Raw genomic sequence first — 13,975 nt, 5'->3', positions numbered from 1 at the left:
CGGGAGACCCGCATGCTTCCGCATCTGAATTTCGCCGAATCGAACATCGATTTCCTGGGCAAGCGCAAGATCACGATCGCCATCTCGCTGATCCTGATCCTGGCTTCCATCGCCATGCTGGCGACCCGTGGTCTGAACTTCGGGATCGACTTTACCGGGGGCACCCTGGTGGAAGTCGGCTATCCCGAGGCGGTCGAGCTGGATCCGATCCGCGAGACCCTCGCGGCCGGTGGCTTTGCCGGGGCCCAGGTGCAGACCTTCGGGACCTCGCGCGATGTCCTGATTCGTCTGCCGCCAAGCGAGGACGACGACGATCCGGCCATGCTGTCCAACCGCGTGCTGAACACGCTGCAGGATGGTGGACCGCAGGAGCCGGACCTGCGCCGGGTAGAGTTTGTCGGCCCGGCGGTTGGGGAGGAGCTGCGCGAGCAGGGCGGCCTGGCGATGATCTATGCCCTGGCGGGCATCCTGATCTACGTGGCGGTTCGCTTCGAGTGGCGGTTCTCCATCGGTTCGGTGCTGGCGCTGGTGCACGATGTGTTGATCACCCTGGGCATCTTTTCGTTGCTGCAGCTGGAGTTCGACCTGGGCGTGCTGGCGGCGGTACTGGCGGTGATTGGCTACTCGCTGAATGACACCATCGTCGTGTATGACCGAATACGCGAGAACTTCCGGGTGCTGCGCAAGCAGGGTACCGAGCAGGTGATGAATAACGCGGTCAACAAGACCCTGGCGCGTACCATCGTCACCAGTATGACAACCCTGCTGGTGCTGTTCTCGCTCGCGTTCCTCGGTGGGGCTGCACTGCAGAACTTCTCGATCGCCCTGATCATCGGGGTGATTGTGGGGACCTACTCGTCCATCTTCATCGCGGCGACGGCGGCCTTGATGCTGGGCGTTGACCGTCAGGTCCTGCTGCCGGTGAAGAAGGAAGGGGCGGAAGAAGACCAGACGCCCTGATCCGAGTGGTTCGGGCAGCAATCCGGTTCAGGCCGAGCACGGCTGGGCCATGAAAAAACGCCCGGGGCCGAGAGGCTGCCGGGCGTTTTTCGTGGTGAGGCTTGTGTCCCGTTCAGAAGGACAGGGCGTTCTGCACGATCCGTTCGACCAGTTCGTTGACGTCGCGCAGGGCCTCTGCGGAAGCCTTGTCACCGATCTCCGGAACGCGCTGATATCCCACGTAGATGGTGCCGGGCTCATCCGTGAGCTCGTAGATCGCAATGACGTAGGGGCAGAACGTGATGTTATGCGGGTCCGCATCCATGGTCGCGCGCGAGTAGGTGGCGCTGCAGAAGTCCACGGACATGCCGTTCAGGTACAGGCCTTCGCCACTTTCCTGGTCGGCGGTGCGGTCCAGCATGTCGGCAATGTAGCCGCGATTGTTGATCACCAGTCCCTCGGCGGCGATGGCGTCCTCGATCATCTCGTAGTAGAAGTCGAACTCGCCCTCGACGCTGTACACCACGCGTTCCTGGGTCTCGATCACGGTCTCGGGGCCGAATGCGTGCGCGGTGCTGGTGGCGAAGCCGACGCCAAGCCCGAGGGTGATGGCGAGGGCCGAGGTCCGCAATGCGCGTGTTACGGGGTTGGTCGTTTTCATGGTTCCTTCCTCAGGTAGCGGGTTCGAAGGCTGGATGAGCGAGGGCGGGTGTCGCCGCCAACGCCCCTCGGGGCGGCCGGCACCGCGTTTTCCGGGATGCCGGGTTCAGTCGAAGAAATGACCGGCAAACCGGGTTCGAGGGGCCCAGTAGGGGTTGTCCAGTTGCTCGATACGCACCTGGCCCCGGGAGCTGGGTGCATGTACGAAACGTCCGTCTCCCACGTAGACCCCGACGTGATCGATTTGACTCCCGTTGATCGCGAAGAACACGACGTCACCCGGCGCCGGGGCGCCGTCGCGCCGCGTGGCGGCCCGGGCCTGGTCGCGAGTGGTGCGCGGCACGCTGCGACCGGCCTCGCGGTAGGCGCGCTGCACCAGGGCGGAACAGTCGAGTCCGGAGGCGTCGGTTCCCCCGTAGCGATAGGGCGTGTCCAGGTGCCCCAGGGCCGTGAGGACGACCTCCGAGCGCTCCAGACCGGCCTCGGGTGCGGGACTCATCGGGCCCTGCGGCAGCGGCTGGGGGGTGGCGATGGCGGTGGCGGTCTCCGTGCCGCGCGGCTCGGGGCCGGCGCTGCAGGCCGCGAGGAACAGCAGGCCGCCGCCCACCAGAGCGAGGGGCAGGAAGCGCGGGACGGTGTCAGAAAAGATCGCGTTCGGCATAGCGGTCGGGGACGGTGAAGAGCTCGGGGCTCAGGTCGTCGGTGGAGATGCCCGCGAGGCGAGTGGTCACGCCGTCGTGTTCGCTGACCTCCAGGGGGATGCCATCCACGCGCGGCAGCAGGGATGCGCCCATCTGCGAGGCCATCGGGCCACCGGCCTCGAGGGCGCTGAGGGACAGCTCATACAGGCGATCCATCAGGGCGCCCAGGGTGGCGAAGTCGTGTTCCTCCAATCCCAGACGGGCCGGGTCCGACACGCAGACCGTACTCTGCACCTGACCGTCGATCAGGACCTCGTGCTCGTCACAGACGAAATCGCCGATCTCGCGTTGCTCGCCGGTGGTCCGGGTGCTGATTTCGGCATCGAAGCCTTCCGCGCCGATGCCCAGTTGCTCTTCCAGTTGCTGGCGCACCTCCGGCGGAAGCTGCTCCATCTGGCGACGCAGATCGCTGACCATATCGGTCATCGCGCGCATTTGCTGGTCCATAACCTCGCGGGTCAGCGGGGTGTAGGTCTGTTCGGTGTCGTCCACTACGGTCAGCTGGTCGTTGGTGGCGTCGAACAGCATATAGCCGGAGGTGCCGCTGATCGCCTCGTTCAGCTCCATGCGAACGATGTCGCCACGTACCAGGATCTGGCTCTCCAGCCCCTCGTCGTCCACATAGTGGAGCAGGGCATCGGCCTGGGCCGCAGAGCCCAGCGCCAGCAGCCCGTAGGCGGCGAGCGGTGCAAGGGCCTGGCGGAGGCGGTCGAACGGGCCAGTACGGCAACGATGCATGGGGGTGTCTCCGGTTTCCGGGCGGACTGTGGTGCTCGTGGGCCTCATTGTAGCGCGTTGCTCAGGTTGCGACGGGCTGGAGCAGGCGGTGCGCGAGGGCGTCAGGGTCGAGCGGTGCCTCCGGGGCGACCTCGATGCAGCCTTCGGCATCGGTCGGCCATTCCTGTTGGGGCTGCTGCTGTTGCATGACCTCGATACCGGCATCCGAGGCGTCGGTGCCCGCGCGGGCGCGGCGCTCCAGGCGCTCGCGCAGAACGTCTTCGCGCGCCTGGCAGGCGACCACGGCGAACCCGGCCGCATGGCGTCGGGCCAGGGCCTGGAACGGAGCACGTTGCTCGCGGGTGAGGAAGGTGGCATCCACGACGACGGTGAGTCCGAGCGACAGCAGGCGTTCCGCGCGCTGCAACAGGTGTTCGTAGATCCGGGCGCGCCCGGCGGCGCTGTAGTCCACCGGCTCCTCCATCCGCTTGCGCTCGATGTCGGAGCGCAGCCGGATCGCCCCCAGGGCCTCCAGCACCTGGGTACTGACGACGGTCTTGCCACTGCCGGAGACGCCGTGCATCAGGACGAGGCGCGGCGAGCCAGCCTCGGTCAACCGGTCCGCGAGGGCGAGGTAGCGACTCATCTCCGCCCGGTGGGCCGCTTGTTCATCGGACGGCAGCTGGGGCTCGGCTCCGTGTATGCCCTGGACCTTGGCCCGGATCAGGGCACGGTAGACCTGGTACAGCGGCAGCAGGGCAAGGCCTTCGAAGTCTTCGCGCCCCTCGAGATAGGCATTCAGCAGCCGCCAGGCATGGGCGCGGGAGCGGCGGGCCAGGAGATCCATGGTGGTGAAGGCGATCTCGGACATCACGTCGATCCAGCGCAGGGCGGGATCGAATTCGATGGCGTCGAAGGCGACCGGGACCTCGTCGCCGTCTTCGCCCGTGACGTAGACCAGGTTCCCGAGGTGCAGGTCACCATGGCCGTGGCGCACGAACCCGGTATCATGTCGTTCCTGAAGAAGGGTCCACAGCCGATTGATTTCCGATCGGGTCCACTGTTCCAGGCGCTCGAGGCGCGCCCGATCCGAGGCGCCGGTGACCGATTCGGACAGGGCCGGGAAGTTGTCCAGCATGGGTTGGGTCGCGGCCTCGGCGGTCCCGTACTCGGATTGAGCATCGGTCCGCTCGGTGCGCTCATGGAAGGCCGCGATGTAGTGACCGAGCGCATCCATGGCCGCCGTGGGGAGCCGGTCCCGGTCCAGCAGTCGGTCGAGCTGACGCTCGCGGTCGAAGCGACGCATGCGCACGGCGTAGTCGAGCACGGGTCCGTCGCCATTGATGACCGGATGCGCGTCGTCACCATTGAGGGTCACGACCTCCCGATAGAGCTGGGGCGCCAGGCGGCGGTTAATCTCCAGCTCGGTCTCGCAGTAATGGCGGCGGGCGTCCAGCGTGGTGAAGTCGAGAAAGCCGAGATCCAGCGGTTTCTTGAACTTGTAGGCCTCGTCGCCGGCGAGGATCACGGTGGAGATATGGGTCTCGATGGTCCGAACCGCTCCCGTGTCCGGCAGGGGCGTCGGGAAGCCGTTGCCCTGGACCAGTTGGCGCAGGCGTTTCTGGTGCTGTTCCAGTTCGGTCATGGGGGCTCCGCTTGGAGGTTCAGGCGGGCGAGCGTCGGCGCCGGATGTTTTTCCCGGAATCGCCGGGCATGCACCCGTTTTTGCTTGTCGGTCAGGTTACCATTGCAGCCGTTCCGGTCACGTCGCCCCCCAGCCAGTCCATGCCACGAAAGAGCCGCCAGCGTCCCCGTCATCGAAACGCGCCCCGCAGGGGGCGGGTCCGGCGCCTGCTGGGCGCGGGGGGCTGGACCCTGGCCGGCCTGCTGCTGGCCGCCGTGGGGATCGGGGGGCTCTATGTCCATCATCTGGACCGCGAGATCCGCGAACGGTTCGAGGGCCAGCGCTGGGCATTGCCCGCCCGGGTGTATGCGCGGCCGCTGGAGCTGTATGCCGGCCGCCCGCTGACGGCGGATGCGCTGGAGATGGAGCTGCGCGCGCTGAATTACCGCGAGACGCCGGAGGGTTCGGGCCCGGGCGAGTTTCACGTCAGCGGTGGTACCGTGCGGCTGACCACCCGGCCGTTCACGTTTGGGGACGGACCGGAGCCGGCCCATTCGGTACGCGTGCGCCTGGCGAACGGCCGGGTGCAGTCGGTGGCGGAGCAGTCCGGGGGCCGCAATGTGGACCTGATGCGGGTGGAGCCGTTGCTGATTGGCAGCATCTATCCGACCCATGGTGAGGATCGCATCCTGGTCGATATCGACGAGGTACCGCGCGAGCTGATCGGGGCGCTGCTGGCGATCGAGGACCGGCGGTTCATGTCGCATCGCGGGATTGATCCGGTGGGCATCGGGCGCGCGGCGGTCGCCAACCTGCGTGCCGGGCGCACGGTCCAGGGGGGCAGCACGCTGACCCAGCAGCTGGTCAAGAACTTCTACCTGACGCGCGAGCAGACGCTGAGCCGCAAGCTGAATGAAGCGGTGATGGCCCTGTTGCTGGAACACCGCTACGACAAGCGGGAGATCCTCGAGGCGTATCTGAACGAGGTGTTCCTCGGGCAGACCGGCGAGCGGGCGATCCATGGCTTTGGCCAGGCGGCCCAGTTCTACTATCAGCGTCCATTGAACGAACTGCGCCTGGATCAGCTGGCGCTGCTGGTCGGTCTGGCGCGGGGAGCGAGTTATTACGATCCGCGCCGCTTCCCGGAGCGGGCCACGCAGCGCCGCGACCGGGTCCTGGAGGCGATGGCGGAGACCGGTCTGGCGAGTCGCGAGCGCGTGGATCGGGCCCTGGCAACCGCACTTGATGTCTCCCCGGTAATGCCGGAGGGGCGCAGCCGTTTCCCGGCCTTTCTCGACCTGGTGCGGCGTGAGCTGCGGGCCGACTACGCGGACGAGGATCTGCGCAGCGAGGGCCTGCGGATCTTCACGACCATGGATCCGGTGGTGCAGATGCGGCTGGAGGATCGCCTGGTGCGGGGTGTGGACGAGCTGGTCCGGAGCCGCGGGGGCGGTTCCGACCTCGACAACCTGCAGGCCGCGGCGGTCGTGACCGATCCGCAGGCGGGCGAAGTGCTGGGGGTGGTGGGGGATCGCAACCCGCGCTATCCCGGGTACAACCGGGCCGTGGAGGCCCAGCGCCAGGTGGGGTCGGTGATCAAGCCGTTCGTCTATCTCGCGGCCCTGACCAACCCGAATCGTTACACCCTGGCGACCCTCCTGGATGACAGCCCGCTGACCCTGCAGCTGCCGCACGGGGAGCCCTGGACGCCGCGCAATTTCGATCGCGAGAACCGGGGGACGGTCACGGCCTGGGAGGCCCTGGTGCAGTCCTACAACGTGGCGACCGTCCGCCTGGCGGAGGAGATCGGTATTTCCCAGGTGGTCAACCTGCTGCAGACGCTGGGGCTGCAGCGGACGCCGGCCCCGTTGCCCTCGCTGGCGCTGGGCGCGATCGAGCTGTCACCGCTGGAGGTGGCCGGGCTCTACCAGGCGCTGGCGAACGGCGGCTACGCGACGGGTACCCGGGTGATCCGGGATGTCCTGGACCAGAACGACGAGGTCCTGTCCCACTACGGCCTGTCGCTCCAGGGGGCGGTGTCGGATGGTTCCGTGCGCGTCCTGACCCATGCCCTGCACGACGTGACTCGCGAGGGGACCGGGCGGCGGATCGCGGCGCGGCTGAGTGGTCAGGTGGTGGCTGGCAAGACCGGTACCACGAACAACTTTCGGGACAGCTGGTTCGCCGGCTTCGATGATCGGCATGTGGCGGTGGTCTGGCTGGGGATGGACGACAATCGCCCGACTGGACTCACCGGTGGCGTCTCCGCCGCGCCGGTCTGGGCGGAGATCATGGCCGGGGTGGGCGTGCACTCTCTGCGGCTGGAAGGCCACCCCGGCGTGGGCTATCAGGAGGTGGACCTGGCCTCCGGCCTGCGGGTGGAAAACGAGGACCATGCCTGCGAGGCGGTGAAGACGCTGCCGTTCTGGCAGAATTCGGGGCCCGAAGGGCGCGCCGAGTGCGACCTGGGCAGTGATTCCGGCTCGCAGGGCTGGTTCGAGAGGTTATTTCGGTGAAGATGTTCCGTATTGCAGAGGACCGGTCCCGGAAGGCGCGGATGGCCAAGGGCGGCTGGCGGGCGGTACAGGGCGCGGGTGTCTTCGCGCTGGCGCTTGTACTGGCGGCCTGCGCGACCCCGGCGCCGCGCGACGCCGGCGCGCCCGCGCCCGACGCGACCGAGAGGGCCGTTGATGAGGATCCGGCGCAAGAGAAGCGTGATACCCCCGAGCGGGAACGCGACCCGACCCCTGGCGCGGCCCTGCAGCTGGCCCAGCAGGCCGAGTCGGCGCGCCAGGCCGGGGATACCGCGCGGGCGGAACAACGCCTGGAACGGGCCTTGCGCATCGCGCCACGGGATGCGGGCCTCTGGCATCAGATGGCCGCGCTGCGTCTGGAACAGGGTCGCCACGAACAGGCCGAGCGCCTGGCGGAGCGTTCGCTACGGCTGGCGGGTGGGACCGACCGCGAGCTCGGGCTGAAAAACTGGCGCGTGATCCTCGCGGCGCGCGAGGCCCTGGGCGATGCCGCCGGTGCCGAGGAGGCCCGCGAGGCGATCCGCCGTCTGGAAGCCGACGTTGTCTGACGCGGCGGCGGGATCGACGGCCGTTCACGCCCTGAGCCCGGGGGGCGACCTGGCGGAGGCCGTTGCCGGCTTTCGCCCGCGCGAGCCGCAGCAGCGCATGGCCGTGGCGGTGGAGGAGGCCCTGGCCACCGCACCCACCGCTCTGCTGGTCGAGGCGGCCACCGGGGTGGGCAAGACCTTCGCCTATCTGGTGCCGATCCTGCAGGCGCGCCGCCGCGCCCTGATCTCCACCGGTACCAAGACCCTGCAGGACCAGCTCTTCGAACGCGACCTGCCGGTGGTCTGCGAGGCGCTGGGCTATCGTCCGCGCGCAGCCCTGCTGAAGGGCCGGGCCAACTACCTTTGCCACTATCGCCTGGAACTGGCAGCGGCCGAGGCGGGCGGCGCGACCGGTGGCGGAGTACGCCGTGACCAGTTGCCGGTGATCGAGGCCCTGCAGCGGTTCGCGCGCACTAGTGACACCGGGGATCTGGGGCTGGCCGGGGTCCTCGCGGAGGACTCGCGACTCTGGCCGCAGGTGACCTCGACCGTGGACAACTGCCTGGGCGGGGAATGCCCGAACTACAACGATTGCTTTGTGGTGCAGGCGCGCAAGCGTGCCCAGGAGGCGGACGTAGTGGTGGTCAACCACCACCTGCTGCTCGCGGACATGGCCCTGAAGGAGGAAGGTTTCGGAGAACTGCTGCCCGAGGTGGACGCGGTGATCGTCGACGAGGCGCACCAGTTGCCGGATATTGCCGGATCGTTCTTCGGGATTGCCGTGGGCACGCGCGCCCTGCGGGAGCTGGCGCGGGACACGCGGCGTGAACAGGAACAGCATGCGCCGGAGATGCTGGACATTCGCCAGCGGGTCGCGGAACTGGAGGCGTGCGTCGCCGAGTTCCTCGAGGCCTCGCGGACCTGGGAGGGGCGTTCCAGCTGGGATACGGTCAACCCGGAGGGTGCCCTGGATCCGTTGCTGGACCGCCTCGACGCGACCCTGGGGTTCGTCGGGGACGCGCTGGAGGCCGCCGCGGCACGGGCGCCGGGGCTGGAGCAGCTGCGCGGGCGCAGCGCCCTGTTGCTGGAGCGCCTGCGGGAATGGCGCGAGGAGACCCCGGATACCGTGGCCTGGGCCGAGCGCTTCAGCCAGAGCCTGACGCTGCATCGGACGCCGCTGGATGCGGCGCGTCCGCTCGCGCAGCGCCGGGCCGCGCGCCCGGCGGCATGGATCTTTACCTCGGCCACGCTGGCCGTGGGAGAGGACTTCAGCCATGCGGCGCGGCGCCTCGGACTCCCCGCGGACGTGGCCAGCGAACGCCTGGACAGTCCCTTCGATTTTCCCCGTCAGGCCTGCCTGGTGCATCCGCAGCCACCGCTGCCCAATCCCAACGATCCGGGATATACCCGGGCCTGCATTGCCTGGGCGTGGCCGCTGTTGCGGGACAACCCGGGGGGCGGGTTCTTCCTGTTTACCAGTCACCGGGCCTTGCAGGAGGCGGCCGCTATCCTGCGCGCCGAACTGCCCCGCGATCGCGAGCTGCTGGTCCAGGGCGAACAGCCGCGGGGCGATTTGCTGGCGCGGTTTCGCGAGTCGGGGACGGCCTGGCTGCTGGGGGCCCACAGCTTCTGGGAAGGAGTGGACATCCGCGGCGAGGCGCTGTCGATCGTGATCATCGATCGCCTGCCGTTCGCCGCGCCCAACGATCCCGTCCTGCAGGCGCGCGCGTCCGCGCTGGAGGCCGAAGGTCGGTCGCCGTTCATGGAGTTCACCCTGCCGCAGGCCGTGCTGGCCCTGAAGCAGGGCGCGGGGCGGTTGATCCGGGATGCTGATGATGCCGGCATCCTGGCCCTGTGCGATCCGCGCCTGACCGGAAAATCCTACGGTCGGCGTTTTCTCGCCAGCCTGCCGCCGTTCCATCGCACCCGGGAACCGGCGGCCGCGCTGCGCTTTCTGGAGCAGGCCCGGGAGACGAATACATGCGCCTGATTGCGCTCGAAACCGCAACTGAACAGTGTTCGGCCGCGCTGTATGTCGATGGCGAGATCCTTGGCGTTGCCGAGCGCGCGGCGCGGCGCCACGGGGAATTGATCCTGGGGCAGGTGGAACAGCTGCTGCGCGAGGCGGATATCCCGCGTGCCAGCCTGGATGGTGTGGCGGTAGGACGCGGGCCGGGGGCCTTTACGGGCGTCCGCCTCGGCCTGGGCGTGGCACAGGGGATGGCCTTCGCGCTGGATCGCCCCGTGGTGCCGGTCTCTACGCTGCAGGCGCTGGCGCAGCAGGCGCTCCGGGAGGGGCGACGGCCGGCAGCCGTACTGGCGGCACTGGACGCGCGCATGGGCGAGATCTACTGGAGCCTTTGTCCGGTCCGGGGGGACCGCGTGGAGACGGCGGCGGAACAGGTCGGGGCGCCTGTCAGCCTGGCGCCTGCCTGGCCCGAGGGCGAGCGTTTCGGTCTGGGATCCGCGTTCGCCGCCTTCCCCGAACTGGCGGCCGCGCACGGGCTGGCCATGGCCGCCGTGGATCCCGACGCGCTGCCGGATGCCCGCGAGATCGCCCTGCTGGCAGTGGACGCCTGGGAGCGCGGCGAGGCCGTGGCCCCCGAGTATGCGCAGCCGGAGTATATCCGCAACGATGTCGCCCGCCCGGCCACGCCGCGATGAGCCGGGAAACCGAAAACGACACCACGCCCTACCCGTGGTTGCCACCGCTGGTCGCCACGATCAAGGCGGAGCCGGAGGACTTTCGGGTCGAGGAAGTACCCGCCACGACGCCCGAGGGGCAAGGCGAGCATGTCTGGCTGGAGATCGAGAAGCGCCTGCTGAACTCGGAGGACGTGGCCGTGTGGCTGGGACGCGAGTCAGGTGCGGGACGCGGCCGGGTGAGCTACGCCGGGCGCAAGGACCGTCAGGCCGTTACCCGCCAGTGGTTCAGCGTGCAGTGCCCGCCCGAGTCCGAGCCGGATTGGGCCGGCCGGGCCGAGGCCTGGAATACCGCACAGGAGGCCGAGGCGACGGGCAGCTGGATGCGGGTGCTGCGCGTGATGCGCCACGCGCGCAAGCTGCGCACCGGCCACCTGGCCGGCAACCGCTTCGAGATCCGACTGGGCGCCGTGCAGGGTGACCGGGCGGCGGCGGAATCGATCCTGGCGGCGGTGCGTGACGGGGGCATCCCGAATTACTTCGGCGCGCAGCGCTTTGGTCGCGATAACCTGGAACGGGCGCGCGCCTGGCTGGGTGGCGGGCGGGCGCCGCGCAGCCGCAATCAGCGCAGTCTCCTGCTCTCCGCCGCGCGCTCGGCGATCTTCAACGCGGTACTCGCGGCCCGCGTGCGCCGTGGCGACTGGGATCGGCTGTTGCCGGGGGACGTGGCCAATCTGGAAGGCTCCGGCAGCGTGTTCGCGGTACCGGAGGTGGATGCCGAGCTGGAGGCCCGTGCCGCCCGTCTCGACATCCACCCGACCGGGCCCCTGTGGGGCCGTGGCGCCATGCTGACGGCGGGCGAGGTGGCGGCGCTGGAGGCGGCCATCGCTGCAGAAGAACCGGTATTGGCGGAAGGGCTGGAGCAGGAGGGTGTCCGGGCCGCCCGCCGATCACTGCGCATGGTACCGCGGGCCGTTGCATGGCGCTGGGAGGGCGACGACCTGTGGTTGTCGCTGGAACTGGGGGCCGGGGAATATGCGACGGGGGTCCTGGACGCGATTGGCAACGCGCGGGACGCGGACCGGTCGGGCTGACCGGGGCGGGCTCAGGCGGAGTTCTTGAGCTTGCTTTCGGCGCGTTCGGCGCGCTGTTCGGCCTCCACGCGGTCGGTGATGTCCTTCTGGATGCCGATGTAGTACGTGAGCCGGTCCTCGTCGTTGAATACCGGGGTCAGCGACAGTTCGTTCCAGAACAGGCTGCCGTCCTTGCGGTAATTGCGCAGGGTCACGCGGCAGGGGCGGTTTTCCTCGATGGCCGAGCGGATCTCCTGGCGCACCTCCTGATCGGTGTCGCTGCCCTGGAGGAACCGGCAATCGCGGTAGAGGATCTCTTCGGAGCGGTAGCCGGTGAGTTCTTCGAAGGCCCGATTGACGTAGATCAGGATGTTGTCATCGCCCTCGCGCTCGGCGATGACGATGCCGTCATTGGAGGCATCCACGGCGAGGGCGAGGAGTTCGGCGTCTATCGTTCGGGTCATAAACGTGTAGCGATCTGGTCTGCGAGTCGAGCGCGCCAGGGCCCTGTACCGGGCGCAACCTCCGCGCTTGTATGGCACGAAAATAGCACGTTCCGGTGCCACTGTGTTCAAAAAGCGGACACCAGCCGGGATGTTTTCGCGTGGCGCGGACATAAAAAAGGCCGCCCGAAGGCGGCCTTTCTCGATGGGGTCCGGGTTGTTCGCCGGAGCCACACGAAGATTCACATCTCCTGGGTCACGGTGAAGGCGCCGCGCACGTCACCCTCGCGGAAGCCGGTCGCCTGATCTTCGGGGTACAGACGTTCCAGCGCGTGCTTTACTTCGCCGCTGACCTCGGATCCGTGGCAGGTGAGGCAGGCCCCGCCGGTCGGGATGGCGGCCATGAAGCGGAACTTCGGCTCCCCGTCTTCGGCCTCGACCACGCCGAAGCGGGGCGGGAGATCCGCGGCCGGGGTACCAGCCGCGTGCTGGGCCTCGAAGCCCTGCAGGGTGAGGCGTTCCCAGCGGTCCGGGGCGTTGTTCTGGTTACGCAGCTTCAGGCTGGTGCGACCGATCTCAATGCCGGTCTCGGCCGAGATGTCACGTGCAATCTCGGGGGCGCGTTCGTTGCAGACCTGGATGGCCTCGGTCGGGCCGCCCGATTGCATGGCGGACATCAGCTCGCCCTGCAGGGTGCTGGCGAACTTCTGGATGGCGTCACGATTGGCGGCGATGCGTTCCTGCAGATCATCCTGGCTCAGCTGGGGCATCGTGTCGGCACTGGCGTAGCCGCTGCCGGCGGTGAATGCGATCAGGCCGAGGGCCAGGGGGGCAAGCTTCCAGTTCTTCATGGCAAATACCTCGCAGTGCAGAGTCCGTTGCGTCCTGTACCTATACAAGAGCTGTACAAAGCATGGACCGATCGTGGTTGGAATGCAAGGAAGGGCGTACGGAAAGGATAGCCGGCCGGGCTAGCCAATTCCGTAAAACACCTCACAGGCCTCGACTCAGTCTAAGCGTGAATATCGCGAATTGCGAATATGGCAAGGGCCGTATGTGAGTGCGCCGTTGGTTGGGGCGGTCACGGCCCGTTCGCATGGGGTCTCAGGGAGACGCTGATTTAATCGCACGTCCGCGCTCGAGTCGCTTTTGCGTGCGAACAAGGCGCGGTGACTGCCGTGCAGTTATTCTGCACAAGGGAACCGCAACGCCGTGCGCATGCCCGTTTTTGATAACAACGGGCGGCCGAGCCCCTGCTTTCTATGGCTTGTGGGGTCGGTGTCCCCCGATTCTGAATGAATATGGCCCGATCCTGCGTTGCGCCCCGAATCCATCAGAAACGGGCGGGTAGAACCACTAGCCGCTGCACGACGCGCCTTGTCTCGGAACGTTTGTCTCGAACAACTGGGGGGGCGCCAACGCGGACGTGCGATTAAATCAGCGTCTCCCTCAGCGAGCGGAATCCGGGTTGCGCGGGCGTTTGAGCAGGACGTAGACCGCCCCGGTTCCACCGTCGGCCGGACGTGCGGAACAAAAGGCGAGCACATCGTCGCGCTGGCGCAGCCAGTGGTCGGTGAGGCCCTTGAGGACCGGGCCTTGCTGGCGCGAGCGCAGTCCCTTGCCATGCACGATGCGAACGCACAGGGCGCCTTCCCGGCGGGCGTCGTCCAGGAACAGGCCGATGGCGCGGCGCGCCTCGTCGGCGAACAGGCCATGCAGGTCGATCTCGTCCTGGATGCGGTAATGCCCGCCGCGCAGCTTGCGGAATACCCGCTGGCTGATACCCGGGCGCGCGAAGCGGAGTTCATCGCCGGGCTGCAGGTCAGCGGCGTTGAGTGGATCGCTGAGCCAGTCGGCGTGGGCCTGGGCCTCGTCGGCGTCGCGCTGGCGGGCCCGGGCGGCGGGCCGCGGCGGCCGCACGTCGGCCTGATCGCTGTGGAGTCGACGAACGTTGCCAACCGCCTGCAGGAATTCGTCGAAATCGTTGGGATCATCCCCGGAGTTCATGGCAGGATACTCGCACTTTTCGGGGGGCGGGCGCGATCGTGTCGAGCGACGGGCCCGGCCCGGACGGTTTCCAGTATATTAAGAGCCCTCTCAACGGCCCCTTTCCT

At 68.1% G+C, this 13,975-nt stretch carries 13 protein-coding genes; 6 read left to right on the top strand and 7 right to left on the bottom strand.

The genetic code is table 11. From position 1 onward, the window contains the following. Positions 1-12: 12 nt before the first annotated feature. Complete coding sequence (secF, locus tag D105_RS0105425; protein ID WP_018877766.1) at positions 13-960, top strand: protein translocase subunit SecF; 948 nt, start codon at positions 13-15, stop codon at positions 958-960. A gap of 112 nt (positions 961-1,072) precedes the next feature. On the opposite strand, the gene D105_RS0105420 is transcribed toward secF, so the two are convergent. The 4 genes from D105_RS0105420 to D105_RS0105405 all read right to left on the bottom strand — a co-directional run bounded on the left by D105_RS0105420 (position 1,073) and on the right by D105_RS0105405 (position 4,662). Then, a complete protein-coding gene (locus D105_RS0105420; protein WP_026280425.1) occupies positions 1,073-1,600 on the bottom strand; it encodes a DUF302 domain-containing protein in 528 nt (175 codons plus the stop codon). A 105-nt stretch (positions 1,601-1,705) separates the two neighbouring features. Then, positions 1,706-2,260, bottom strand: coding sequence for a C40 family peptidase (locus D105_RS0105415; RefSeq protein WP_018877764.1), 555 nt, complete (start codon positions 2,258-2,260; stop codon positions 1,706-1,708). After that, on the bottom strand, positions 2,238-3,038 hold the full coding sequence (locus tag D105_RS0105410) for a hypothetical protein (RefSeq protein ID WP_018877763.1): 801 nt from the start codon (positions 3,036-3,038) through the stop codon (positions 2,238-2,240). The genes D105_RS0105415 and D105_RS0105410 overlap by 23 nt, the downstream gene beginning before the upstream one ends. A gap of 61 nt (positions 3,039-3,099) precedes the next feature. Then, entirely contained in the window at positions 3,100-4,662 is a 1,563-nt protein-coding gene (locus D105_RS0105405; RefSeq protein ID WP_018877762.1) for a bifunctional aminoglycoside phosphotransferase/ATP-binding protein, read from the bottom strand. A gap of 140 nt (positions 4,663-4,802) precedes the next feature. Here D105_RS0105405 and mrcB point away from each other — a divergent pair, with 140 nt between their 5' ends. From mrcB to truD, 5 genes are read left to right on the top strand one after another with little or no spacing between them, the layout of a single operon-like run. Continuing rightward, entirely contained in the window at positions 4,803-7,157 is a 2,355-nt protein-coding gene (gene mrcB, locus D105_RS0105400) for a penicillin-binding protein 1B (RefSeq protein ID WP_018877761.1), read from the top strand. Positions 7,158-7,198: 41 nt separating this feature from the next. After that, positions 7,199-7,723: a tetratricopeptide repeat protein gene (locus tag D105_RS0105395; protein WP_018877760.1), complete on the top strand. Its 525-nt coding sequence runs from the start codon at positions 7,199-7,201 to the stop codon at positions 7,721-7,723. Then, complete coding sequence (locus D105_RS0105390) at positions 7,716-9,692, top strand: ATP-dependent DNA helicase (protein WP_018877759.1); 1,977 nt, start codon at positions 7,716-7,718, stop codon at positions 9,690-9,692. Before D105_RS0105395 ends, D105_RS0105390 begins: the two co-directional genes overlap by 8 nt. Then, positions 9,683-10,366 (top strand): tRNA (adenosine(37)-N6)-threonylcarbamoyltransferase complex dimerization subunit type 1 TsaB, encoded by a 684-nt coding sequence (gene tsaB / locus D105_RS0105385; RefSeq protein WP_018877758.1) that lies wholly within the window; start codon positions 9,683-9,685, stop codon positions 10,364-10,366. Before D105_RS0105390 ends, tsaB begins: the two co-directional genes overlap by 10 nt. Beyond that, positions 10,363-11,439, top strand: coding sequence for a tRNA pseudouridine(13) synthase TruD (gene truD, locus D105_RS0105380; protein ID WP_018877757.1), 1,077 nt, complete (start codon positions 10,363-10,365; stop codon positions 11,437-11,439). The genes tsaB and truD overlap by 4 nt, the downstream gene beginning before the upstream one ends. Positions 11,440-11,450: 11 nt before the next feature. Here the strand turns inward: truD and D105_RS0105375 are convergent, their stop codons facing one another. The 3 genes from D105_RS0105375 to D105_RS0105365 all read right to left on the bottom strand — a co-directional run bounded on the left by D105_RS0105375 (position 11,451) and on the right by D105_RS0105365 (position 13,868). Then, positions 11,451-11,882: a PAS domain S-box protein gene (locus D105_RS0105375; protein ID WP_026280423.1), complete on the bottom strand. Its 432-nt coding sequence runs from the start codon at positions 11,880-11,882 to the stop codon at positions 11,451-11,453. A gap of 221 nt (positions 11,883-12,103) precedes the next feature. Further along, entirely contained in the window at positions 12,104-12,712 is a 609-nt protein-coding gene (locus D105_RS0105370; protein ID WP_018867398.1) for a DUF3365 domain-containing protein, read from the bottom strand. 598 nt (positions 12,713-13,310) lie between these two features. Beyond that, on the bottom strand, positions 13,311-13,868 hold the full coding sequence (locus D105_RS0105365) for a Smr/MutS family protein (RefSeq protein ID WP_018867399.1): 558 nt from the start codon (positions 13,866-13,868) through the stop codon (positions 13,311-13,313). Positions 13,869-13,975 lie beyond the last annotated feature (107 nt).

Origin of the sequence: Thioalkalivibrio sp. ALE28, from assembly GCF_000377425.1 — a bacterium.
In the GTDB taxonomy this organism is placed as follows: domain Bacteria; phylum Pseudomonadota; class Gammaproteobacteria; order Ectothiorhodospirales; family Ectothiorhodospiraceae; genus Thioalkalivibrio.
This window is presented reverse-complemented; position numbering and strand designations above follow the sequence as displayed.

Excerpts from the sequence above, each read along its gene's own strand:
- secF (WP_018877766.1), top strand. The coding sequence starts at position 13 with ATGCTTCCGCATCTGAATTTCGCCGAATCGAACATCGATTTCCTGGGC.
- D105_RS0105420 (WP_026280425.1), bottom strand. The coding sequence starts at position 1,600 with ATGAAAACGACCAACCCCGTAACACGCGCATTGCGGACCTCGGCCCTC.
- D105_RS0105415 (WP_018877764.1), bottom strand. The coding sequence starts at position 2,260 with ATGCCGAACGCGATCTTTTCTGACACCGTCCCGCGCTTCCTGCCCCTC.
- D105_RS0105410 (WP_018877763.1), bottom strand. The coding sequence starts at position 3,038 with ATGCATCGTTGCCGTACTGGCCCGTTCGACCGCCTCCGCCAGGCCCTT.
- D105_RS0105405 (WP_018877762.1), bottom strand. The coding sequence starts at position 4,662 with ATGACCGAACTGGAACAGCACCAGAAACGCCTGCGCCAACTGGTCCAG.
- mrcB (WP_018877761.1), top strand. The coding sequence starts at position 4,803 with ATGCCACGAAAGAGCCGCCAGCGTCCCCGTCATCGAAACGCGCCCCGC.
- D105_RS0105395 (WP_018877760.1), top strand. The coding sequence starts at position 7,199 with ATGGCCAAGGGCGGCTGGCGGGCGGTACAGGGCGCGGGTGTCTTCGCG.
- tsaB (WP_018877758.1), top strand. The coding sequence starts at position 9,683 with ATGCGCCTGATTGCGCTCGAAACCGCAACTGAACAGTGTTCGGCCGCG.
- truD (WP_018877757.1), top strand. The coding sequence starts at position 10,363 with ATGAGCCGGGAAACCGAAAACGACACCACGCCCTACCCGTGGTTGCCA.
- D105_RS0105375 (WP_026280423.1), bottom strand. The coding sequence starts at position 11,882 with ATGACCCGAACGATAGACGCCGAACTCCTCGCCCTCGCCGTGGATGCC.
- D105_RS0105370 (WP_018867398.1), bottom strand. The coding sequence starts at position 12,712 with ATGAAGAACTGGAAGCTTGCCCCCCTGGCCCTCGGCCTGATCGCATTC.
- D105_RS0105365 (WP_018867399.1), bottom strand. The coding sequence starts at position 13,868 with ATGAACTCCGGGGATGATCCCAACGATTTCGACGAATTCCTGCAGGCG.